The organism is Gordonia sp. GONU (assembly GCF_024733855.1).
Lineage (GTDB): Bacteria > Actinomycetota > Actinomycetes > Mycobacteriales > Mycobacteriaceae > Gordonia > Gordonia amicalis.
In genome coordinates this window covers 1-21,888 of record NZ_JANRHB010000042.1, presented here as the reverse complement: position 1 = coordinate 21,888, position 21,888 = coordinate 1, and the positions used below count along the sequence as shown (strand labels likewise).

The 21,888-nt window shown below is 64.8% G+C and carries 26 protein-coding genes; 12 read left to right on the top strand and 14 right to left on the bottom strand.

Annotation, left to right across the window (positions count from 1 at the left end; all coding sequences use genetic code 11):
• The first annotated feature begins 222 nt into the window (after positions 1–222).
• Both NWF34_RS23130 and NWF34_RS23125 read left to right on the top strand, forming a co-directional pair.
• Entirely contained in the window at positions 223–585 is a 363-nt protein-coding gene (locus NWF34_RS23130) for a lipoprotein LpqH (protein ID WP_058253250.1), read from the top strand.
• 247 nt (positions 586–832) lie between these two features.
• Complete coding sequence (locus NWF34_RS23125; protein ID WP_139114234.1) at positions 833–1,555, top strand: hypothetical protein; 723 nt, start codon at positions 833–835, stop codon at positions 1,553–1,555.
• 163 nt (positions 1,556–1,718) lie between these two features.
• Here NWF34_RS23125 and NWF34_RS23120 read toward each other — a convergent pair whose 3' ends face one another.
• Positions 1,719–2,012: a hypothetical protein gene (locus NWF34_RS23120; protein WP_258326184.1), complete on the bottom strand. Its 294-nt coding sequence runs from the start codon at positions 2,010–2,012 to the stop codon at positions 1,719–1,721.
• A 159-nt stretch (positions 2,013–2,171) separates the two neighbouring features.
• On the opposite strand from NWF34_RS23120, the gene NWF34_RS23115 reads away from it, so the two are divergent.
• On the top strand, positions 2,172–2,498 hold the full coding sequence (locus tag NWF34_RS23115; RefSeq protein ID WP_058253253.1) for a hypothetical protein: 327 nt from the start codon (positions 2,172–2,174) through the stop codon (positions 2,496–2,498).
• A complete protein-coding gene (locus tag NWF34_RS23110; protein WP_058253254.1) occupies positions 2,495–2,707 on the top strand; it encodes a hypothetical protein in 213 nt (70 codons plus the stop codon). Before NWF34_RS23115 ends, NWF34_RS23110 begins: the two co-directional genes overlap by 4 nt.
• 97 nt (positions 2,708–2,804) lie before the next feature.
• Here the strand turns inward: NWF34_RS23110 and ligD are convergent, their stop codons facing one another.
• Complete coding sequence (gene ligD / locus NWF34_RS23105) at positions 2,805–3,740, bottom strand: non-homologous end-joining DNA ligase (protein WP_258326186.1); 936 nt, start codon at positions 3,738–3,740, stop codon at positions 2,805–2,807.
• 67 nt (positions 3,741–3,807) lie between these two features.
• Here ligD and NWF34_RS23100 point away from each other — a divergent pair, with 67 nt between their 5' ends.
• Positions 3,808–4,116 (top strand): hypothetical protein, encoded by a 309-nt coding sequence (locus NWF34_RS23100; protein WP_075862423.1) that lies wholly within the window; start codon positions 3,808–3,810, stop codon positions 4,114–4,116.
• 210 nt (positions 4,117–4,326) lie between these two features.
• Here NWF34_RS23100 and NWF34_RS23095 read toward each other — a convergent pair whose 3' ends face one another.
• The 7 genes from NWF34_RS23095 to NWF34_RS23065 all read right to left on the bottom strand — a co-directional run bounded on the left by NWF34_RS23095 (position 4,327) and on the right by NWF34_RS23065 (position 8,994).
• Entirely contained in the window at positions 4,327–4,533 is a 207-nt protein-coding gene (locus tag NWF34_RS23095; protein ID WP_044508856.1) for a hypothetical protein, read from the bottom strand.
• Between the two features lie 128 nt (positions 4,534–4,661).
• Entirely contained in the window at positions 4,662–5,747 is a 1,086-nt protein-coding gene (locus NWF34_RS23090) for a DUF1524 domain-containing protein (protein ID WP_075862422.1), read from the bottom strand.
• Positions 5,748–5,956: 209 nt separating this feature from the next.
• Positions 5,957–6,367 carry a hypothetical protein gene (locus NWF34_RS23085; protein WP_139319381.1) on the bottom strand — a complete coding sequence of 137 codons (411 nt, stop codon included), beginning with the start codon at positions 6,365–6,367 and terminating at the stop codon, positions 5,957–5,959.
• A gap of 9 nt (positions 6,368–6,376) precedes the next feature.
• Positions 6,377–7,105: a helicase associated domain-containing protein gene (locus NWF34_RS23080; protein ID WP_075862420.1), complete on the bottom strand. Its 729-nt coding sequence runs from the start codon at positions 7,103–7,105 to the stop codon at positions 6,377–6,379.
• 4 nt (positions 7,106–7,109) lie between these two features.
• Positions 7,110–7,868 (bottom strand): helicase associated domain-containing protein, encoded by a 759-nt coding sequence (locus NWF34_RS23075; RefSeq protein ID WP_075862419.1) that lies wholly within the window; start codon positions 7,866–7,868, stop codon positions 7,110–7,112.
• A complete protein-coding gene (locus NWF34_RS23070; RefSeq protein WP_075862418.1) occupies positions 7,853–8,605 on the bottom strand; it encodes an RES domain-containing protein in 753 nt (250 codons plus the stop codon). Before NWF34_RS23070 ends, NWF34_RS23075 begins: the two co-directional genes overlap by 16 nt.
• The gene (locus NWF34_RS23065; RefSeq protein WP_058253264.1) at positions 8,602–8,994 is read right to left on the bottom strand and encodes a hypothetical protein; all 393 of its coding nucleotides are present in this window, start codon (positions 8,992–8,994) and stop codon (positions 8,602–8,604) included. Before NWF34_RS23065 ends, NWF34_RS23070 begins: the two co-directional genes overlap by 4 nt.
• 147 nt (positions 8,995–9,141) lie before the next feature.
• On the opposite strand from NWF34_RS23065, the gene NWF34_RS23060 reads away from it, so the two are divergent.
• The gene (locus tag NWF34_RS23060; protein WP_084813131.1) at positions 9,142–9,843 is read left to right on the top strand and encodes a helicase associated domain-containing protein; all 702 of its coding nucleotides are present in this window, start codon (positions 9,142–9,144) and stop codon (positions 9,841–9,843) included.
• Between the two features lie 16 nt (positions 9,844–9,859).
• Here NWF34_RS23060 and NWF34_RS23055 read toward each other — a convergent pair whose 3' ends face one another.
• Positions 9,860–10,003 carry a hypothetical protein gene (locus NWF34_RS23055; protein ID WP_258326183.1) on the bottom strand — a complete coding sequence of 48 codons (144 nt, stop codon included), beginning with the start codon at positions 10,001–10,003 and terminating at the stop codon, positions 9,860–9,862.
• Between the two features lie 608 nt (positions 10,004–10,611).
• Here NWF34_RS23055 and NWF34_RS23050 point away from each other — a divergent pair.
• From NWF34_RS23050 to NWF34_RS23035, 4 genes are all read left to right on the top strand, one after another.
• Positions 10,612–10,812: a hypothetical protein gene (locus NWF34_RS23050; protein ID WP_258326182.1), complete on the top strand. Its 201-nt coding sequence runs from the start codon at positions 10,612–10,614 to the stop codon at positions 10,810–10,812.
• A gap of 650 nt (positions 10,813–11,462) precedes the next feature.
• On the top strand, positions 11,463–11,738 hold the full coding sequence (locus NWF34_RS23045; RefSeq protein WP_258326181.1) for a type II toxin-antitoxin system Phd/YefM family antitoxin: 276 nt from the start codon (positions 11,463–11,465) through the stop codon (positions 11,736–11,738).
• Positions 11,735–12,025: a type II toxin-antitoxin system RelE/ParE family toxin gene (locus NWF34_RS23040; RefSeq protein ID WP_258326180.1), complete on the top strand. Its 291-nt coding sequence runs from the start codon at positions 11,735–11,737 to the stop codon at positions 12,023–12,025. The genes NWF34_RS23045 and NWF34_RS23040 overlap by 4 nt, the downstream gene beginning before the upstream one ends.
• 41 nt (positions 12,026–12,066) lie before the next feature.
• Complete coding sequence (locus NWF34_RS23035) at positions 12,067–12,345, top strand: hypothetical protein (RefSeq protein WP_258326179.1); 279 nt, start codon at positions 12,067–12,069, stop codon at positions 12,343–12,345.
• A gap of 175 nt (positions 12,346–12,520) precedes the next feature.
• Here NWF34_RS23035 and NWF34_RS23030 read toward each other — a convergent pair whose 3' ends face one another.
• Complete coding sequence (locus tag NWF34_RS23030; RefSeq protein WP_258326178.1) at positions 12,521–17,452, bottom strand: DEAD/DEAH box helicase; 4,932 nt, start codon at positions 17,450–17,452, stop codon at positions 12,521–12,523.
• Positions 17,453–17,772: 320 nt separating this feature from the next.
• Here NWF34_RS23030 and NWF34_RS23025 point away from each other — a divergent pair, with 320 nt between their 5' ends.
• The gene (locus NWF34_RS23025; RefSeq protein ID WP_258326177.1) at positions 17,773–18,726 is read left to right on the top strand and encodes a DUF2971 domain-containing protein; all 954 of its coding nucleotides are present in this window, start codon (positions 17,773–17,775) and stop codon (positions 18,724–18,726) included.
• Between the two features lie 53 nt (positions 18,727–18,779).
• Here the strand turns inward: NWF34_RS23025 and NWF34_RS23020 are convergent, their stop codons facing one another.
• Together NWF34_RS23020 and NWF34_RS23015 are read right to left on the bottom strand one after the other, a co-directional pair.
• Entirely contained in the window at positions 18,780–19,226 is a 447-nt protein-coding gene (locus NWF34_RS23020; protein WP_258326176.1) for a hypothetical protein, read from the bottom strand.
• Between the two features lies 1 nt (position 19,227).
• Positions 19,228–19,767, bottom strand: a complete 540-nt coding sequence (locus NWF34_RS23015) for a hypothetical protein (protein WP_258326175.1) — start codon at positions 19,765–19,767, stop codon at positions 19,228–19,230.
• Positions 19,768–20,262: 495 nt separating this feature from the next.
• Between NWF34_RS23015 and NWF34_RS23010 the strand changes: the two genes are divergently transcribed.
• Positions 20,263–21,486 carry an IS110 family transposase gene (locus tag NWF34_RS23010; RefSeq protein ID WP_006896189.1) on the top strand — a complete coding sequence of 408 codons (1,224 nt, stop codon included), beginning with the start codon at positions 20,263–20,265 and terminating at the stop codon, positions 21,484–21,486.
• 38 nt (positions 21,487–21,524) lie between these two features.
• On the opposite strand, the gene NWF34_RS23005 is transcribed toward NWF34_RS23010, so the two are convergent.
• Positions 21,525–21,888, bottom strand: a 364-nt coding sequence (locus NWF34_RS23005; protein ID WP_258326174.1) for an MMPL family transporter, incomplete at its 5' end; no start/stop codon positions are given.

The following is a 21,888-nucleotide window of genomic DNA, read 5'->3' as shown; positions in this document are numbered from 1 at the left end:
CCGGCGCCGCGGCGGTCCGGCGCCTTCCCCTCGCGGGTTCGCCCGGTACAGTCCCGCAGCAAGCAAGCAGATCGTGTGCCTCACGACCAGCCCAGGGGGAGACAGAATATGGCTAGCCGTCAGCGTTTCGTGGTGCCACTCCTGGTGGCATCCTGTGTCGGTCTCGTAATAGCCGGATGTTCGGAATCCGATGCCTCCCAAACCGCGGATACGCGACCGGAGTTGTCCAAGATCGACATCCCCTACGCCGAACTCAGCGCCACTGTCGATGGCCAACCACTCCCAGGCATCGACCCGTCTGAGTTCATGTGTTACCGACAGAGCAATTCCATCAGCATCACCGGACAGGACCCCACCGACGGGCAGCCTGGGCTGAGTGCCGATCTCCAGCCAGGCAATCCACCAAAACTCGTGAGGGTGTCGTTCGGACTCGATGGGGTCCTCTACACCGCCAAGCAGGGCAAGGGTTCAGTCGAAGCTGTCGACCAGGACGGTTCCCGTATCACGGTTCGCGGGACTGCGGAAAGCTGGGATCTCGCCGTACCTATCACCAAGCAATTCGAGCTCTCGGCAACTTGCAACTGACACCGCACAAGCCTTGGGTCGCCCGCTATCGCGGGCAGTGATCGACTCCGCGGGCATCACCGGCTTCCGGCGTGTCAGTGATCAGCTCTAGCACCTGGCAGCGCCGTCCCACCGACGCCGTGGGCCAGGCCTATCCGGCCGATTGGTCGGTCGGTCGGAACATCTCGGCAGCCCAGTTGCATCAGACCCTCCGAACAGCCAGCCGATCCGCGGCGGCTCCGGACGGGTAAGGACTCGCGATGCCAGGATGCGTTCCCGCGTCACCCACGCAGGTAAACATCGACCGCCGATCGACAGGCCCGATGTGACCGCGCTGTCGAAGCGAGAGCGCGTCTACCAGCGCCTCGCCGCCGACCTCGCACACGCCGATCCCTCGCCACACTCGCACGGACACCTCGGCGTAGCCGACACGCGGCGGATGTCCTCTCCCACGCGCGTTCTCGTGGACTGGTTGCGCCATATCGAGGAACGATCTGGGTTCACCGACAGCAGCGAGGTCGATCAACTCCGGATCGATCTCTGCCGGTTGCTGGCCAGCACCGGCGTCCGCGATTGCGGCGCCGCCGAGGCGCTCATCGACCAGTTTCACCTTCAGCCACCAGTGAGCGCTGAAGTCTTGACCGAAGCGGCGCAAGCGCTGCGGGAGTTGGCATCCCGCGATCATCGCGACGAACTATCGAGGCTCGCAGCAGACCGCACACTGGGCGTTTGTCGATCGGGGATCCTTGAGTTCCTGACCGAGCATGGCCAGCAAGAGGATGTGCATCTCGTTGCCGACCAAATCAGCGATCCCAGCGTGCGGGCGACAGCGATAGCCTGCCTCCGACGGTTCCGGCCGACCCCCGTCCATCTCATCGGCACGGTCGAGGCCTACCTCTACGACCCCGACAGCGCTGTCCGCGAGCAAGCATCCCGGACTGTGGCAGTCCTCTACGCCGCGGTGTTCGCGGCTAGCAGCGGCGCAATCTGATCCCGGGCATTCGCCGCGAGGCCCCTGTCGAGCGGTTCGACAGGCCGGACCGTCACGCCCTTTCAGCAGGTCGCGTGATGAACCAGTGCTGGGGCGAAGGTCTGCGGTGTCGGTGCACCGCTGCATCACCGGCGAGGGCCGTCAGGCAGGCAGACGTCACGGGTCAGTCCTGGTCGAAGTCGGTCTCTATCGCCTCGATCATCCGATCCTCGTAGGCCTCCTGGTTGATGAGACGCGCCTCGAAACCCTCTTCGGTGTAGCTGCCCTGGGCGGCCTGCTCCCCGAGGGAGATGATGCGTGCGGTGCGCTCGTCCTCGTCGAGGAGGGATTCAAGCTTCTCGCGCAGACGTCTGAGAGCGCCCTCTTCGGAATCCGCTGTCACAGACCAGTTTTCTCCGCCATACCGGCCCGTCCAGACACCGCTGTCGTCCTCGGTGAGGATGGCACGTTGGGTCACGTGCAACCGTGGTCGCGCATCCACCGATTCACCTCCCAGCCGCGGGAACGGCGGGGGTGCGTACGGTCCCGGACTTCCCTTCCGGTCACACCCCCGCCTACCCGTACAAACTACACGAGCATCGAACACCCATTCGACCCGTTGGGTTAAACTGTGAGCATGTTCGATCGCTGGCCCGACACCCGAACACTACGCGTGGTCGACCCGCCCAGGCCCGTGCTGATCGACATGGCGATCGCTGACCCGTCCTGCGGACGGTCATATGCCGCCGGCGGGGGAGTCTCGCTGCGGGTGCGAGCCTCCGGTGCCCGTATCGAACCGACCATGCCCGCGCTCCTCTTGGCGTGGTTGCAGGTCTCAAATGGATTGTGGCGCGGTATTTGTCAGATGCCGGTCGAAAGCGCCAACCACGTCTCGTCGGCCGTCATCACGATGTGGGTGCCACCCGAGGCGCTGCAACCGCGAGAGGACGCCGCCGAGCGATGACCGAGAACAACGATGCCGGGGCCGGGCCCACGAATCGCGTCGCACCCAAACGCGGCCGCGTCGCGATCGACGAGCTGACGTTGATCGTGCGGCCGCCCGGTAGGGCGGCAGACGTCCGGGTCTACACCGACGATGAGGCGACCGAGGCCCAGGCGTACGCCGACGAGGTCGGCGGACAGGTCGATCGACTCGGAGAAGCCACGAGCTGACTCCGCTGGCGCTGCGCTGCCGCCCTCCCCGGCGGGTCGGTTGCCACAGGGCCATCGTGGTTGCGTTGTGCAGGTGACCGAGTCGACGTCCGAGTAGTCAGGACTGGGTGTCGTGTTCGGGCCAGATCACCTCGTCCGGGGTTTTGTCGGTGCGCAAGCCTTTCCACGAGGGATGTCGCAGCCGGCGGGTGAGCTCGCGGTACTCGATGGTGCCGATCAATACCGGTCGCACCCACCGCACGTTTCTGATCCTGGTGGGCGAGTGCTCGGTGGTGAACGGATGCTCGGGGCGCGCTATCGCCGCCAGTCGTTCAGCGATCTCGCGGCGGTGCCGCTGGGTGAACCCGGTACCGACCTCCCCGAGGTAGACCAACTCACCCGAGGATCGGTAGCCGCCGACCAGCAGCGACCGCACCATCGCCGGGCCGCCGGTCCACCCGCACACGATCACTTCGGCGCTGAGCCGCAGAGGAACCTTGACCCACGCCGGGGACCGCTGCCCCCGCACGTATCTCGACGTTGCTCGCTTGGCGACCACCCCCTCCAGGCCAAACGTCCTCGCGAGCTCGAGCATCGGTTCGGCGGAGCTGTCAGGCCAGTACGGGGTGACCTGCGCCGCGCCGATACTGGTGAGCGAGGTGTCGAGCAGTTCGCGGCGCTCGAAGTAGGGCAGCGGTCCGACGTCGGAGCCGTCGAGCTCCAGGACGTCGAACAGATAGAACGCCGCCGGAACATCGGTGAGCAGCCGCCGGCCCGGCCGCGGGGTGTGCATGCGTCGTTGCAGAAGCGAGAACGACGGCCGCCCGTCGGCGTCGAGAGCCACGATCTCACCGTCGACCACGACGTCGCGGCCGCCACTGGCGTTCATCAGGGCGGCCGTGATCTCGGGGTAGGTCGAGGTGATCGGGCTGAGGTTGCGGCTCAACAGCAACACCTTCCCGCTAGCGACTCGGGCGACACAGCGCTGGCCATCGAACTTCATCTCCCACGACCAGCCCGAACCCGACGGGGGAGGACCCGCAGTTGCGAGCATCGGCGCCATGGAAGCCATACGCTCCACTGTCCTCGCTCACCGACCGGTCGGTGTCTATCCTCAGGCCGTGATCGAACGCGTACGCATCACCGCAGAGACCACAGCGATCAACTACGCAGCCCGATTCGGCTACCCCGGCCGCACCCTCGCCAACTATCTCGACCAGCTCGGCGGATGGGACGGCCACGTCGATGACCCGTTCGGCACCCGGCCGTGGATCTCCCTGCGCGCCTTCGACGGAGCCGACCCCGGCCTGTTCCTCAAACTCATGTTTGCCGTCCCACAGATCCCCGGCGATGACTTCCCACCCGTCTACGGCGACGAGGTGATCCTCGCCGAGTACGACCTCCCCGAGGGCACCGTCATCCCGCGGTGACTGCACACACGCGCTGCTGGTGACGACTGAAGCCGCCGACCCGAGTGGGTCGACGGCCTCAGTGTGTAGATGGACGGTGCCGGTCAGTGCGCCTCTCGGCGAGTGGCCGCACGCAGCGGCGGAAAGGGGTGAGGCCCGGGGCAATGAGCCCGCCACCGTCGCACGAGTCAACGGTGGCCCCACCCGCGGTATTCCGCGCAGCTGGCCGGTCTATTCGGCGAGCTTGGCGACCGCCTGGGCCCAGAGGAAGAACTTGTTGGTGCCCAGGTCACGCACGGTCTTGATGTTGAACGCCGCCTGGAGCTTTTCGGCGTCACCGTCGCTGACGCCTTGCAGCGCCGCGACCGGCGCATCGGCCAGCTCGGCCAGCGACTTGTCTTCGTATGCCTTGTCGAACTTGTCTGCGATTCCAGCCATGACCACTCCTTGAGAGTTCTCGACGACAGGGTTCGCAACACCCCGGGAAGGTGCCGCGCCCGCAGCCTAGACCGCCGTCACGACGTTCCGAAAGGACCGTCGTGACGGCGTGGGGGATGGCGGGGTGTCTATTCGCAGGCGACGCCGTCGCCGTCGCGGTCGAGCTTGCTGCTGTAACCGGGTTGCCCGGCGTAGATCGGGGCCGCGCCCGCGGCGCGGACTGCCGAGCAGTTGGCGTAGTAGACCGACGCCGGCGCCTCAACCGCAGGTGGCGGGGTGTAGGTCGTCGTCGGCGGCGTGTAGGTCGGTTCCGGGATCGGTGTCGCCGTCGAGGTCCGGGTGTTGGGGACCTGGCGGGTCGTCGGTGCCGGCACCGCGGCGCCGCAGCTACCGAGAACGCGGGTGATGGCGTCCTTCTCGGCCTGGGTCACCCACAGCTGGTAGGCAGCTTTGACCTCGACCTGACGGGCGACGTAGGTGCAGCGGTAGGAACGGTTCGGCGGCAGCCAGGTCGCGGCATCACCGTCGCCCTTTTGCTGGTTGGTGGGGCCGTCGGTGGCTTGCAGGTTGCGCGGATCGTTGGCGAAGTCCGCTCGCTGAGCCGCGGAGAGCTGCTGGGCGCCCTTCTGCCATGCATCCGACAACGCGACGACGTGGTCGATCTGCACCGCCGACGAGGTTTGCTGGCCACGCACGAACGAGATGGTGGTGCCGGTGTAGGGGTCGGCGAGTGTTCCGGACTGCACCGCGCAGCCGTTGGAGCCGGGCTTGAGCACGATGTTGGTGAGGTCGCGGCGCAGGATGTCGTTGCGGGTGTCGCAGCCGTTGTGGCCGCTGTCGACGTTCACGCCATCGGTCCAAGCTTGCCCGAACAGATCCCGGTCATACCCGGTCTTGGGTGCGCGACCCTTCACCTCGAGCGTGTCCAGCGTGGCCAGCGCTTTGTTCGCGGCCGGTGCCGCCGACACCGTGACGACCGGCGTCGCGGTGGGCAGCGACACCTCCGACGCCGCGACCGCGGACGTCTTCGTCGCAGGCAGCGTCGAGGTGTCAGCGACACGCTCGGTGGTCACGGTGTCGGTCGTCCCGCACGCTCCCAGCGCCAGGGCCAGCGCAGCCGCGCAGCTGCCGACCAGGACCCGGGATCGAGTCCTGCGAGGTGAAGGGGTGGCCGGCGGCTCTGACGAGGAGACGGCAGGGGGGAGCGGGGGCATAGCCATTGAGCGGGAGAGCCTTTCACACAAGCGGCGATCGGCGCGCAATGGCCGATCGAATGTCAACTACCTATAGCAGCCCACTCGGACATCGTTACCGAACCGGACAATCCCGTCCCACGTTTGCTTCAGTGCCGCCGGCCGTACTCGAACTGACACTGGCCGGGTTTTGAACCCGTTGCCTCAGCCCGGCGGGCTGCTGTGTCGGATCAGGAGCGGCCTCGGATCGTTATGCCCTGATCGCCCACAGCGCCGACGTCTGGCAGCTGCGATATGACGGCCAGTAGGTCATGTTCCCGCGCCGACATCACCCGCCAGTGAATAGCTTCGTTACCGGTGGCGAACACCTGGGGATAGGGGTGCGGCTCGATGACCTCGAACGCGAGGATGTGATAGGCGGCAGCCTCGATATCGGTGACGGGTCCTGCATCCGAAGGGTGGAAGTCGAGGTCGTAGATCACGCCGAACACCTTCGCCGGGTCACTGACCAGGCGTGAACGAAACACCACGCACACACAGTCCCCGACAGCCCACGCGGCCATTACAGCGACGTCGTCGCATGCAGGAGGCTGTGCCGCCTTCGCTGCCACCCGTTCCGCTACTGCCGCAGCAAGGTTCACCGCATCTCCTCATCGCTCCCCAGCGCCGCGACGAACACCAGGTCGGTTGTGGCCTGTCCATCGCCAGTCGTCGAACTCGGCCTCGAGGCGGCCGACCCGGTCGGCTGGCATGGTGCCCCGACGGTAGTCGGCGCGACGGTTGGCCACCCACTGGCCGATCGCGAAGCCGTCGATCACGTCCCGCTGGCTGGGGCTGCTGGTGCCGTGCACGGCCCGATACCGATGCAGGTGCGCGACGCCGGCCTCGAACGCGGCGGCCGATGCCGCGTCCTGGGGGTTCCACTGCCAGTCCGCGAACTCGTTGTCGAACAGCGCGATTCGATCAGCAGTTAGTCGGCCTGTGCGGTAGTCGGCGCGACGGTTCGCCGCCCACTGGCCGATCGGAAACCCGTCGATGACGTCGTGCTGGCGGGGGTTGCTGGTGCCGTGTGCAGCGGCGTAGCGGCGCAGGTGTGCGATCCCGGCCGCGAAGGCGGCATCGAGCACATTCCACCGCCAGTCGGGGAACTCGGTTTCGATGCGGCGGATCCGCTCGGGCGATAGCCGGCCGAGCCGGTAGTCGGTGCGGCGGTTGTCGACCCAGCCGCCGATCGCGAAGCCGTCGATCGTCGCGTGGCGGGGCGGCGAGCTCGAACCGTGCGCGGCGACGTAGCGGTGTAGGTGCGCGATCCCGGCGTCGAACCGCCGCTCGTCCGCACGGCGACGGCCAGCGGTCGGGGAGTCGTGCTCGCTGGGCACGGTGTCACCGCCGGTTGCTCGTGGCGGCGGGTCGTACCGTCCACCGCCAGTCCGGGAACTCGGTTTCGATGCGGCGGATCCGCTCCGCCGACAATCGGCCTTTGCGGTAGTCGGCGCGGCGCGTGGCGACCCAGGTACCGATAGGGAACCCGTCGATCACATCCCGCTGAGGGACTTGGCTGGTGCCGTGGGCGGCAACGTAGCGGCGCAGGTGGGACAGTCCGGTCTCGAATGCGGCCGCGAAGGCTTCGTCCTGCGGCAGCCACTGCCAGTCCGGGAACTCGGACTCCAGACGCGCGATCCGCTCGGCCGACAGTCGGCCTCTGCGGTAGTCGGCGCGCCGGGACGCGACCCAGGTGCCGATCTCGAAACCGTTGACCACATCGCCTTCTCCGGCGTTGCTCGTGCCGTGGACGGCGACATACCTGCGCAGATGGGTCACGCCGACGTCGAACATCGCCTCACGCACATTCCACACCCAGCCGGGGAACTCGGTGTCGAGGCGGCGGATCCGCTCGGGCGACAGCTGGCCCCGCCGGTACTCGGCACGGCGGTTGACGACCCACTGACCGATCGCGAACCCGTCGATCGTCGCGCCGCGGGGAGGTGAGCTGGAACCATGCATGGCGACGTAGCGGTGCAGGTGGGCGATCCCGGTGTCGAAGAGACGGTCGTAGGCACTACCACGGCTGGTCGAGCCAGCCTCATCCTCGCTCGGCGTTGCGGCACAGCCTGTTTCAGGTCGGTCTATGCGGGGGTCCACTTGAGTCCGAGGAGGGTCAGGGCGCGGGCCAGGTGTGGATCCGCGGCGTCGATGGGGCAGTGGTCGACCACGTCGATGTGGGGGCTGATGTCGGGGTCGGCGGCGCGTTCGTAGAGCGCCCACATGCGTAGCTGGTCGCCGTGGCGGGAGTCGAACTCGATCCCGTCGACTGCTGCCTGTCCGTGGTCGGTGAGGGCGTAGAGCCAACGGGAGATGGCTTGGGTGAGGCCGCGGGGCCGGCCGTCCCGCAACGCGGCGGTGTCGAGGTCATCGAGCCCGTAGCGGATCGCGAGCGGCCGAAACACCGTCCGCAGGGTGGCGAGGCTGTCCGGGTCGGCGGGCACCGCGAACCGTCCGGTCAGGGTGCCGTGGCCGAGCATCCGTGCCTCACACCACGATCGCGGGACGCACCCGGGCGGCAGCGTGGGATAGTCCTGCTCGTCTTCCTCGTCGACGACGATGTCGTCGAGCTCGGCGATCAGTTGCGGGCTGGGTCGGGCGAACGCGAGGACTTCGAGATAGCAGGCCAAGGGAGTGCCGGCGCAGTACAGAGTGCGCCACACCCCGTCGGGGTCATCCCAGCGGCCGGCGAAACGGCCGTCGGTGGCGTACTCCCACGGCGTCCACTCCCACGGACTCGGCGCGTACCCGACCCGATAGATGGGCGCGGCGACCTGGATGCTGGTGGTGATCGGACCGTGCGGGGTGCCGACCGTCGACGTGCGGGGTTGGTTCATCCCACCGCGGCGAACTGGCGGGCAGCGTTGAGCACCTGGGGGCCGACGTCGGCGAGCTCGCCGTCGCGCAGCAGCAACGCCGGCGCCCGGTCGTCGAGGACCGGGTTGAGGCCCTGGAACCACGCTTGGGCGACGGCGGGGGTGTCGCGTTCGGTGATCAGGCGGGCGGCGCGGTAGGCGATCCGGAGCCGTTCGACGTCGTCGGGGTTGGCGATGGTGCGGGTGCCCTCGGCCCACTGCCGTACCGCTCGGGTCTCGCTCACCCGCCCCAGGTAGGCCACGAGCTTCGCGCCGAGCAGATCGCGCAACGCAGCCACGAGTTCGGGCTGCGACATACGTGCCGCTTCGGCGTAGGCGGCCAGGTCTGGCCGGGGATGCGCTGCTGTCATGGTGATCACCTCTCGATCCCAGTATAGATCCCACGGTGTGTGACAGCTAGACGCCAGAAGTAATGCTCGCCGCGACCCGTTGGTGGTCGTGGTGAGGACTTCGGGTGGGTGGCCGACCGCTGCCAGCGACAGGCACACTAGGTGACCGTGACCAGCCGATTCGATGAGGGTATCGCCCATCTACATCGGTACGTCGCCGTGCACGGCACCAGCAACCCGCGCCAGCGGGACGTCATCGACGGCTTCCCGATAGGCCGGTGGGTCAACACCCGCCGCACCGACTACCGTCGTGGCGTCTTGCCCGCGGAGCGGATCGCGCAACTCGAATCCGAATTCCCCGACTGGCAATGGAAGACCAATGCCCGGACGACCTTCGCTGCCGGCGTGACCCACCTGCGTCGCTACGTCGCCCTCCACGGCACCAGCAACGCCCGCCGCCACGACGTCATCGACGGATTCCCGATCGGTACCTGGGTCGCCAGCCGCCGCGCCGAATACCGGGCCGGACAAATGCCACCTGGACACGCCCACCAGCTCGAAGCCGAGTTCCCCGACTGGCAGTGGACCCTGCGGGCTCGACCACCGTTCCACGTCGGCCTCGATCACCTGCACCGCTACGCCGCCGCACACGGCACCAGCTCACCGCCCCGCGATGCAACAATCGACGGATTCCCGATCGGCGCCTGGGTGGCCAAACGCCGCACCGAGTACCGACGACACCGACTCTCGTCCGACCGGATCACCCAGCTCGAAACCGAGTTCCCCGACTGGCAGTGGAACCTCCGATCCTCGCCCCGGCCGCCCGTGCCTCACGATCACGGCGCAGAGGGCTCTACGACTGCGTACTAGCCGCGCGGCGGATGGTCTAAGGCTCGAAGTACGTCAAGCAGTATCCAGCCGGTGTCGGCTTCGCGGCGAAGTACTCGACCTGTCCCTCTGTGCATTCCGGAGCCGCGGCCACCTTGGTCTCGACCTTGAAGTAGTTCGTACCGCCAGGGACCAGCGTCACCCTTGAACAGTCGACCTCGTTCACCTTGGTTAACGGATTTGGCACATCCGTTGGCGGTTCGGAGTAGCACAGCCCCTGCCGGTACACCGGGGCAAGGCACAGTACTTCCGCGATGCGCGGGCGGGCGCCGGCGTACGGGCGTTCCTCATACCAGAATGCGGCGTACTCAGTGCCACAACCGTTTCGGGTCTGCACCCGTTCCGCGACTGCATAATGAAACCCTCGGAAGCTGCAGTCGACGGTCTCGACCTCAAGCTCCCCGGCGAGTTCGCCTACCGTCAAACAGTCATCGACCAGTGGCCAGACGACCGAACACTTCGTGTGTTCGAGCCACCCAAGCCCGTCCTGATCGACATGGCGATCGCCGACCCGTCATGCGGCCGTTCACTCACGGCAGGCGGGGGAGTCTCACTACGAGTACGCGCCTCGGGCGCCCGCATCGAGCCAACTATGCCGGCTTTTCTCCTGGCCTGGCTTCAAGTATCCAACGGCTTGTGGCGCGGGATCTGCCAGATGCGCGTCGAGAGCGCCAACCACGTCTCCTCGGCCACGATCACTATGTGGGTGCCACCCGAAGCGTTGCACCTCCGCGAAGAACCAGGGGAGAGATGACCGAGAACAACGACGTCGGGGCAGGTCCAACCAATCGCATCGCACCCAAAAGAGGTCGCGTCGAGCTGGCCGACCTGGTCTTCATCGTCCGGCCGCCGGGACGGCCAGCTGACACAAGGGCATTCACCCTCGACGAACTCGACGAGGCCCAGGCCTACGCCACGCAGACCGGGGGACAGGTGGACCGGCTCACTTAGATGGCAGTCAGTACCTCGACTCCGCTTCGCTGCGCTGCCGCCCTCCCGGATGCCCCGGAGCGGTTGCCACAGAACCATCGTGGGCACGGTTCACGACTGGGGAGTCCGGACAACACGAGCTGACACTGGAGGGTTTTGAATCCGTTGCCTATCGCCCGGCCCGGCCCGCCCTGCGCAGCCGAGAAGGAGAGCGCAGTGCTTGTTGCACTGCGCTCTCCCGTTGAGCATGCATAGACTGCACACTGTCGATGAAAAACTCCGAACGACGTCCCCCTATGGGGTGCCTTCGGCGTCTATCGTCAACCGATGTGAGGAGCGATCCTCACGGCACGATCACACGGCGGCTCACCGCCACGTGTGGTCACTAAGGTCAAGGAGAAGCCTGGCCAGCTGGACTGCGGCGGTCAACCAAGTCCATCCGGTCGGGCTCTTCCTGTATCTCGGCACCTTCATGTGTTCACCCCCTTCCAAATTGGGCGTCACAGCAAACGTACGTGCGAATCTCTCGTTCCGCGCGCCGGAATCAGGTGTGTCGGCGTGAATTTCGCGTTATCCGAGACGCCTGGCTGACCAGCGGAAATGTCATAATTACTATTATCGGCTAAAAGCCTGGCTATTTCCAGGCCAGTCTAACGGCTATACTGGACGGCATGACGACAGTGCCACTGGGTGAAGCCAAGGACAAGCTCTCCGCGCTCATCGACAGCGCCGAGACCACCCACGACATCATCACGATCACCAAGCACGGCAAACCCGCCGCGGTGCTGATGGCGGCCGACGACCTCGAATCGCTGCACGAGACGATCTACTGGCTCTCACGCGCCGGCGTCCGCGACGACGTCGCTACCGCTGACGCCGAGTACGCCGCCGGCCACACCGTCTCCATCGACGACCTGCGCGCCGAACACGGCATGCCGCCGAAATGAGCGACGCTCCCACAGACTCGCCCGCCCCATACCGGGTCGAGGTCGCATCCCCAGCTCGCCGCGACCTTCAACGCCTTCCATCCCGGATCGTCCACGCCGTCATCGAATTCATCTCCGGACCTCTCGCTGGCAACCCTCACCGGCTCAGCAAACCGCTGCGCGACGACCTCGACGGACTCCACAGCGCCCGCCGCGGCGACTACCGCATCCTGCTCCGCATCGACGCCCCCAACCACACCATCATTGTCGTCAGAATCGACCACCGCGCCCACGCATATCGCACCTAACCGACTGTGGCACTGCATACCTGGACGAAGGAGAGAACGTCGTGAACGACCCCGGGAACACGCTCGATCAGGCTATCGACCAGCTCTACGACCCCATCATCGCTCTGCAACGCCAGGCCCTCGACATCGAGCGCGACTACCGCGACCTCGCCCAACGCGACGATCTTGCCGTCGACACCCTCGGCGCACCCACCACCCCCGCCGAAGCCATCGCTAGCATCACCGAAGCCCTCGCATCCCTCCGCGACACGCTCCGCGCAGCCGAAGAACACCAAGCCGCCGCCAAACGCCACGCAGCACGCCTCTACATCGACCGCTAGACCCGTCAGATCCTCGAGCCAGGGCGCACCCTCAACCGGCGAGCGATCCCGTCGGTTCCTCTCGCTGTTAGATGCTTGCCGGCGGCACCGCTTCCGCTAAGGCCTCCACCGGCACCCCCGGCAGATTGAACACCCCCCCGGAGCCAGTGGCTGGTGTCCGGGCCCTGTTCGAGTCCTACAAGTCCTTGACGATCTTCACCGTCTCCGTCGCTACGGTCGTGACCTTCTTGATCAGTTCGAGGATGTAGGTCGGGTCGTTGTTTTCGTCGCACCACAGGTTGGGGTCATTGACGATCCCGGACGCCTTGTCAGTCTTGACCTGGTACCGGTCGATGATCCAGGCGAGCGCCGAGCGTGCACCAAGCAGGTACTCCTCGGCCTCGGGAGGAATCCCGCCGAGGGTGACCTTGGCGTTGTAGATGATGGCGGTGTGATCGGTTTTGCTGCGCCACTTCATTTTCTGTACCCGCCAGGTCTCACGGTCCCCTGGGTCTGCGCCGAGCTTGAGTTGCACATCGAGCGGATACGGGTCGACGTCCTCATAGCGCATGTGCAAGTGCCCCAGCTGCTCCCCGACTTGGGCGAGTTGATCGAACCGCGCCAGCGAATCCGGGATCGGGATGTGCGGCAGCATCTTCTTCAAATCGCCGGCGTAGGTCTCCCGGTATGACGGCACATGTAGCTGGCCGTATACCGACCAGAAAATCTGATCCTTGGTGACCGAGTCACCGAGCGCTTGGCGGTAGCGGGCGAGGATCTCGTCGGTGATGTTGTCGATGCGACGGTAACCATGCTCGTCAACATCGACAGCATCGGCGGCAGAACCGAAGTCGAGCTCACCCGAATCTGCGGCCGCATCGACGTGCGCATAGATGAAGCGAGGAAAGAACTGCCCACCACTACCTGCGCCAGTCACATGGAGATCCGGGATCCGATCGATCATCAGTACGCTGAACGGCACTGCCGAGCCATTACCGACCTGGTAGAAGCCGAAGTTGTGGTGGTGGGGTGTTGGGAACATCGACATCAGTTCCCCGCGCCGATGGTTGAGCATTCTGTCGAAGTACACGTTCTGTTGGTCGAATGGCCGGTAACTGCCTTGCGCCAGGTTTGCGTCACTAAAACGGGCGTGGGTTCCTCGTGCGAGGTGTTGCTTCAGGGTTGCCGACCATTTGATGCGATCCGCGGCTGCGGCGGTCGGGTTCTGGGCGAGGAACTCTGTGACCACGGCTTCGGTCGGCCGAGTGATTGCGCGGTCAGCACAGAACAGTTCGAACGGTGTGTGGAGGGCGTTGTAGTTGTCGATGAGGCGGGTGACCGACTGGTAGAGCTGCTCGCGTGAGTAGTTGTATACCCACGCATCGCGTGCGGTTTCCAAACCGCGTGAGAATGTTCGAAAGACTGTGTTGCTCGGCTGAGATCGGTCGCCGATGCTGGGCCAGTTGCTGAACTCGTCGTTGCGTTGGTTGATCCAGTCGCCGTGTTCGTTGGGTGCGATGGTCTGCCAGTCCATGGTTTCGATACGGTCGTCGTCGTCGATGATGCGGAGTTTGTCTTCTCGGCTGAGGTAGTCGCCGATGTCGCGGTAGTGGATTCGGCATGGCCCGGTGTAGGTGGGGTCTTTGATGCCGATGAAGATGGCGATGGTGGAACGGCTTCCGCCACCGAAGACGTTGCCTGCTTCCTTCTTTCGGAGCTCACCGGACGTTCTGGCGTTACCGCGGAGGTTGTAGATCCACAGTTGTGCGTATTCGTTGGCGAAGGTGAGGCGGACGCCGTCGGCGGTGTTGCCGTCGATCCAGCCGCCGTTGGATACGAAGGCAACGATGCCGGTGTCGCCGATGCGGTCGGTGGCCCAGCGGTAGGCGCGGTAGTAGGAGTCGTAGAGGCTGTTCTTATTGGTGCCGGTGGAGCGGGCGCCGAAGGTGTCGGCGATCCGGGCGTCGAGGGTGGGATATTTGATGTTGGCGTTCATGTCGTTGGCGCTGTCTTGGCCGACCGAGTACGGCGGATTACCGACGATCACGTTGATGGGTGCGGCAAGTTGTTTCTCGATGCGATGGTTGTTCTGCGGGAACATGATCGAGTCCATCGAGTCGTCGGCCTCGGTGATCTGGAAGGTGTCGGCAAGGACGATGCCCTCGAACGGTTCGTAGGTTCCGGTTTCGCCATCGGGAGTGGTCAGCGCATGATAGGTAGTTTCCACATTGACCGCGGCGATGTAGTACGCCAAGAGCATGATCTCGTTCGCGTGCAGCTCATTTCGATACTTGCGGACAAGGTCGTGGGGCAGGATCAGTCCGGATTGCAGCAGTCGGGTGAGGAAGGTGCCGGTCCCGGTGAATGGGTCCAGGATGTGCACACCGTCGTCAGTCAGGCCACGGCCGAATGTGTCTCGCGAGACGTGGTCGGCGGCGCGCAGAATGAAATCGACGATCTCGGTGGGCGTGTAGACGATGCCGAGTGCGTCGGCTTGTTTGCGGAACGCCACCCGGAAGAACCGTTCGTAGAGTTCGGCGATGACGTGCTGTTTGCCGTCGGCGCTGGTCACCTCCGAGGCTCGGATGCGCACTGATTGGTAGAACTTTTCCAGCCCGCTGGTCTCGGATTCGAGGTTTGCGTCGTCGAGGGTGTCGATCATCTGTTGCATCACGATCGACACCGGGTTGTGGGCGGCGAACTCGTGGCCAGCGAACAGGGCGTCGAAGACGGGTTTGGTGATGAGGTGCTGGCTGAGCATGCTGATCGCATCGTCGCGGCTGACCGAGTCGTTGAGGTTGTCGCGTAGGGCCTGGACGAACAGCTCGAAGCGTTGCGTCACCGCATGGTCGGCGTCGGCCAGCAGTGCGTTGATGCGGGTGATTTGGGCTGCGGCGATGTCGGCGACGTCGGCGGCCCATTGTTCCCAGTAGACGCGGGTGCCGACTTTGTCGACGATGCGGGCATAGATCGCCTCTTGCCATTCCGAGAGGGAGAACAGAGCCAGCTGGGTGGCGACGTCGTGGTCGCCGGTACCGGCGTCACCCGCACCCGAGGCGCCAGGAGAAGCGGAGTCACCGCCGACGGAGTCGGTGTCGTCGGCGACTGGGCCGATGTGTCCGCCGAGTAGTCGGTCGTTGCCCTTGCCGAGGCCGGCCTGTTGGGTGGCGGCGTTCAGTGCGATGGAGTTGACCATGGCGTTGAAGCGGTCGTCGTGGGCGCGTAGGGCGTTGAGGACCTGCCACACCACTTTGAATCGGCGGTTGTCGCTCAGCGCGGCTGCGGGGCTGACGCCGCTGGGTACGGCCACGGGCAGGATGATGTAGCCGTAGTCCTTGCCTGGGGACAGCCGCATGACACGTCCAACTGACTGCACGACGTCGACGACGGAATTGCGGGGGTGAAGGAACAACACGGCGTCAAGGGCGGGTACGTCCACACCTTCGGACAGGCATCGGGCGTTGGACAAGATGCGGCATTCGTCGTCGCCGATGGAACCCGAACGCAGCCACCGCAACGCCTCGTTACGCTGCAGCGCGTTCATGGTGCCGTCGACATGTCGTGCCGAGACCGTGAGATCGCGGTTGCCGGTAGCGTCATTGAGCGGATCGGTGTCGTCGAGCAGGTCTCGGTAGGCGTCGACCACTGCGGGGAATACCTCGGCGACCTGCTTAGAAGCGGCGATGTCCTTGGCGAAGGCGACCGCGCGGCGCATCGGCGGTTCGTCGGGTGCAAAGCCCGTGCCGTCGGGTGTCGTTCCGGCACGCTTGGCCAGGCCGTTCCAGCAGCCCACGATGCGGGAGGCGTCATCGAGTTGCAGTTCGGCAAACTCGCCTGCCAACTGCTTTTGCATCGGCGCCGCGACGAGGCCTTCGTCCACGGTCAGCACGATCACCTTGTAGTCGGTGAGAAGCCCACGGTCGACGGCGTCGCCGAAGGACAGCCGGTGGAACTCCGGGCCGTAGATGTCCATGTCGTCCATCGATGTGAGCTCGGCCGAGTGTTCCTCGGCCTTCTCCCGCACCGTGTCGGCGAAGATCCTGGGTGTCGCCGTCATGTAGAGCCGGCGGTGGGCGTGGAGGAAGTCGTCGTCGTGAACCTTGACGAAGTTCGACTCGTCAGCCCCAGACACCGTGACGCCAGTGGTGCGATGAGCCTCGTCGCAGATCACCAGATCAAACGGGTCCACCCCGCGGTTTTGTGCATCTGCGACCGCCGGCAACGACTGATAGGTGGTGAAGACGACGGTCAGACCTCTAGCGCGTTTCCGGTGTTCCATGTGCGCGGCGAGGGTGGGGCCGTCGGTGGTGACCGGGATGGCCACATCGACGACGCTGACGTCTTCGGCCGCGCGCGACACCTTGGTATCCGAGCACACGGCGAAGGCGCGAATGTCGGTCTCGGTCTGTGCGGTCCACTCGCGCAAGGTCTGACTCAACAGTGAGATCGAGGGCACCGCGAACAGGATGCGTGCGCTGCCACCGTTCTCGGCGGCGGTACGTTCGGCGATCTTCAGGGCGGTGAAGGTTTTTCCCGTACCGCAGGCCATGATCAGTTTGCCGCGGTCGTTGCCCGCGGCGAAGCCGTCAAACACCGCATCGATCGCTTGCTGCTGATGAGGGCGAGGCTGATGACGGACTGCGGGTGTCAGTTCCACCTGAAGTTCGCCCTGCGGCCAGGCAATGTCCCAGTCGATCGGGGATTCGGCGATCTCGGCCAACCCGATTCGCTGGACCGGGATCTGCTGGTCGGTGATGGCGTCTTCGGCGTTGCGGCCCCAGCGGTCGGTGGTGGAGATAATCACCCTGTTGGTGAACCCGGCCTTGCCCGAGGCGGTGAAAAAGGTGTCGATGTCGCCTTTGGCCAGGGTGTGGGTGGGCTCGTAGAACTTGCACTGGATCGCGGTGTAATCACCGGTGTCGCGCTCGCGGGCGACGATGTCGATCCCAGTGTCCGGCTTCCCTTGGCGACCTGGCCAGTCGATCCATCGCCACACACCGTCGTACTGCTGCGCCATGGTGGGATCCAGCTCGAAGTAACGAACCATCAGCTGCTCGAACTTGGTGCCGCGTTCGGAGTTGGTCGGCTCCTTGCGGAACGCCTCGATTACATCGTGCACAGACGCCATGGACATAATCTGTCAGACAACGAGACGATGGTGGTGCCCCACCACGCCGATCAGTCTTGTAACTCGTCACCGGGGACGCCTTCGCGGCGGCCTGTTCCAGCTGGGTCCAGGTCCGTGCTGCAGAGGGGATTCATAGCCACCAACAGGGGCCGCCCTCCCTACGACCTAGAATGCGTCACTGCCGCCAATTGCTCGTCGCGAAGGTAGATTGTCGCTAGTTGGTGCCACCCGACGAGACTGTGTCGGGGTGCATGGGCACAATGTGACCGACAAGCCGGGCTGGGCTATCCGGTCACAGACTTCGCAGGCGGATGAGCAACGTGGGCACCGACGACACCGACATCTTGTATCACTACACTTCTGGGGCTGGGCTCCGTGGCATTGTTGATCAAATCGGCCAGGCGAGCTTCCCGAAGGTGTACGCGACCGAGGGACACGCTTTCTACACCGCGTATACCTACCAGCGAACGCTGCGATTCCAAGCGTCCGACGTCCGATTCATGAACGACCACGCCGAACTAAAGACCGCAGGCCAAGTGTTTGCACAGAAGATCGAGAATGCCGCCAGCGCAACCGGCGGCGGCCACCAGCTGCTGCCCCTCGCTCTAGAACTACGTGCGCAGGGATTCCTGCCAGACCCCGCACAGGTGTTTGCCGCTTCGTTCTCCACACAGTCCGACGATCTCAGCCAGTGGCGCGGCTATGCCGGGGGCGCAGGCGGATTTGCCATCGGCATACCCAAGGTCGTCCTCAGGGATCACACCTACCCAATGTTCAACCGGCCAGCCCCTGAGGACCCGCTGCTGGGATTCCCAGCTGCCGTGGATCTCGTCGAAATGAGCTATACGCCAGCCGCGATCGAACACGACGCCGACGAGTTCATCAGCCGCTACGCGAACGGCCCCGCGCTCGGCCCCCACGACCTCGCTATCGCACGCTTCGAGATGGCGAAGCACCTCGCCCAGCACAAAGATGACTCGTTCAAGGCCGAACAGGAGTTTCGTGTCATGACGCATACAGCGCCGCCGGTTGCCAGCACCTCGCCTCTGTTCGGCGAACTTCGCATCGGAGGTTACGGTCTCACGCCCTTTACCACGTTTGCCATCAACCTCGGTACCCACTGGCGCCCGGCGGCAGAGACAACAATCGCGAGGCTGATCATCGGCCCAGGGCCATACCAAGAACTCCAGCTCATCGCCGCACGTCAGCTACTGGCCATCAATGGCCACGACCCCGACGTTGCGGAAACCTCCACGATCACGTTCCGCGGCTGATTGAAGTCCTGGGTGCCACCGTCGGCTGCCTATCAACTCGGGGACGCAGCGCCCTACGGAATGCTTCCGAAAATGCCGGTGTCAGCAGCATGAATCGATTTCATTGCTGACAGGACTCCACGAATGTCGGGCGCAGCGAGGTACCCATGTAAATCTCGCAAGTTAATGCGGGACTTCGCTTCCACTTCATCGAGTGGGAGACCATGGCGGAAATGGACCCTTGGCCTCGGCTCCCACATGATGTTGCCATCCGTGTCGTACTGGTTGATCGGTACGTCGATACCGATCACGAGCATCGGAACCGTCTGCATGATCGTCAACACCAAGTGTCCGGCCTGGTAGTCGTCGCCGCTGAAGATCCAACCTTGAGTAGCTTCCCCACCGCGCACAGTGGCATGGATATCTTCAAGTCCACCCTTCCACTGACGCTCTGCTGGACGACATACGTAAAGCCGCTGATCTGATCCGACCCGCGGCCAGTTAAGGATGTCCTCGGCCACGTCAGACCTTCTTTCGTTCGCTCATGTAGCTCCAGATCGCCGCGTCCAAGGCCCCTGTACTCCACCCCCCGGCTTCGGCGGTTTCCTTCACCAGCTGAGAGACGCGGCTGTAGTCGTTCCAGTACGAAACGCCAGCCTCCCGAGCAAAGCCCTTAATGTGCATGTCGACAGCTACATGCTCGGCGGAGCCGGCGAGCACGGCGATGTAATCCACGGTCTTCGGACCGACGTACGCGATCCGGCGAAGCGCACGGCGTAGCTCTAGGCCGCGGTCCTCATCCGCCAGAGTGTTGGCCAGATCCGCTACCGTGTCGACTCCTGCCTCGTCGAAGGCTTTGGTGAGTGCAGCAATGACCGCGAGCTTCTGCGGTCCGCGCCACGCGAGCGTGTCAGAGATCGACTCATCCGCCATGCGGCGTCTAAACCCACTCAGCGTGCCAGCATCGGGCCATCGTTCAATCAGTCGGACTACACGAGGACGCACGTGCGTCTTGTACTTTGCCTGTCGCTGAAGCGCCGCATCGCAGATGATCGCGCCCATGTGCTGCCAGCCACGAGCGGACTCTCTAGGTTCGATGCCAGTGGTGCGGACGTGGTCAAGGAGAAGTTGGACTTCGTCTGACGGAACCATAAGCCGATGGTTACATAGATGATCCACGATCTGCGGGTCCTCCCATGTAGGGACGCCTGTCTACGGAGGCGCAGCCGGGCGGATGGCACCGCAAGTCCTAGAAGCGGACGATCTGGACTACGACTAGCGCTACCGCGAGACCCAGTTCTTCCGCGGCCCGCGTTGCTTCCGCACAATCACCTTTACGTTGGAGTACGTCCGGGGCGGTCGCCTCGGACGTTCGTCCGCGGTTCGGGGCGTGGCTCGACAATCACCTGTTGTCGCTGGTGGCTTGGCGTGGAAGGTCACCCCGGACCGTGACGGGTCGTTTCGGCCGCTGATTGAGATGTGTTCGCGAACTTGTCGCTGTGTAAAGGTGTGCCGGCGAAACCACCCTGACGAGCCAACCGCACACGGAAGGACAGTATGGACGAAAAGATCTGGGTAGGAATTGATGTCGGTCGGCATGCGCATCACGCCGCCGCGGTCGATGAGGCGGGAACGGTGCTGTGGTCTCGGCGGCTTCCCAACGATCAACCGGCGATCGAAGCGCTCATGGACCGGGTCGCCGACATGAAATTCGTGGTGTGGGCGATCGACATGACCGCACCGGAATCGGCGCTGCTGAGGGGTGTGCTGGCTGCGCGGCGCCAGCAGATCCGCTACGTGCCCGGCCGGGTCGTGCACAGCATGACCGGTGCGTTCGCGGGTGAGGGCAAGACCGATGCCCGCGATGCGGTCGTGATCGCCCAGACAGCCCGCCTACGTGGCGATCTCGCCACCGTCTCGGCGCCCGACGACGTCGCGATCGAACTCGACCTGCTGACCGGACATCGCAACGACCTCGTCGCTGAACGTACGCGAGGCATCAACCGCCTGCGCGGCCTGCTGACCCGCATCTTCCCTGCACTAGAACGGTGTTTCGACTACTCGACACTGACCGGTCTAACGTTCCTCACCCGCTTCGCCACGCCATCTGCGATCGCTGCGGTCTCTGACGACGAGATCTACGACCACCTGCGCAGTCACGGCGTCCGCCGACCCACGATCCCGAAGATGATCGACAAAGCCCGTGCCGCGGCGGCCGCGCAGACCGTCACCCTGCCTGGCGAGGCGACCACAGCCCTACTGGTGCAACACGCGGCTACCTCGTTGGTCATGCTGACCCGTCAGATCGCCGACCTGGATAAGCAGATCACCGAGGTGTTCCGCCGCCACCGTCACGCACGGATTCTCGAATCCGTGCCAGGCATCGGCACCCGAAGCGGCGCTGAGCTCGTCGCGATCACCGGCGGCGACCTCACTTCGTTCGGCTCGCCCGCCAGACTCGCCGCCTACGCCGGTCTTGCTCCGGTACCGCACGACTCCGGTAACCGCCGGGGAGCCTTGCGTAGACCCCAGCGTTACCACAGAGGACTTCGCAAGGTGTTCTACATGGCCGCACTCAACAGCTCGCAACGCGACGGCCCGTCCCGCGAGTTCTACCAGCGCAAACGACGCGAGAAGCGTTCCCACGTCCACGCTCTCATCGCTCTCGCTAGACGTCTGGTTGACGTGGTCTGGGCACTGATCCGCGACGGTAGGGTGTGGTTGCCGCGGCCGACCGTCGAGCGGGTGTCAGTCGATGAGGTGGGCGCGATGGCTGGATGACTGGCGGGGCCGGTCAGATCTCGGCACGTGCGTGCGTACTAGCGGGACACTGGATGCGTGTCGGTTCGGGTACTCGGCCACCAGCTTGCTCTGCCGACAAGTGTGGCGATGGTCGGCACAACGATGGTGCGGACGATGAAGGTGTCGAGCAGCAGGCCGATGCCGATGATGAGTCCGACCTGGGTCATGATCGAGATGGATCCGGCCATGAGTCCGAACATGCTGGCAGCGAAGATGAGGCCGGCCGAGGTGATGACTGATCCGGTGTTGGTGACGGTTCTCAGGACGCCGATGCGGATGTTGTTTTGGGATTCTTCGCGTAGGCGAGAGATAAGAAGCATGTTGTAGTCGGCGCCGACCGCGACGAGGACTATGAAGGCCAGTAGTGGTACGGGCCAGGCG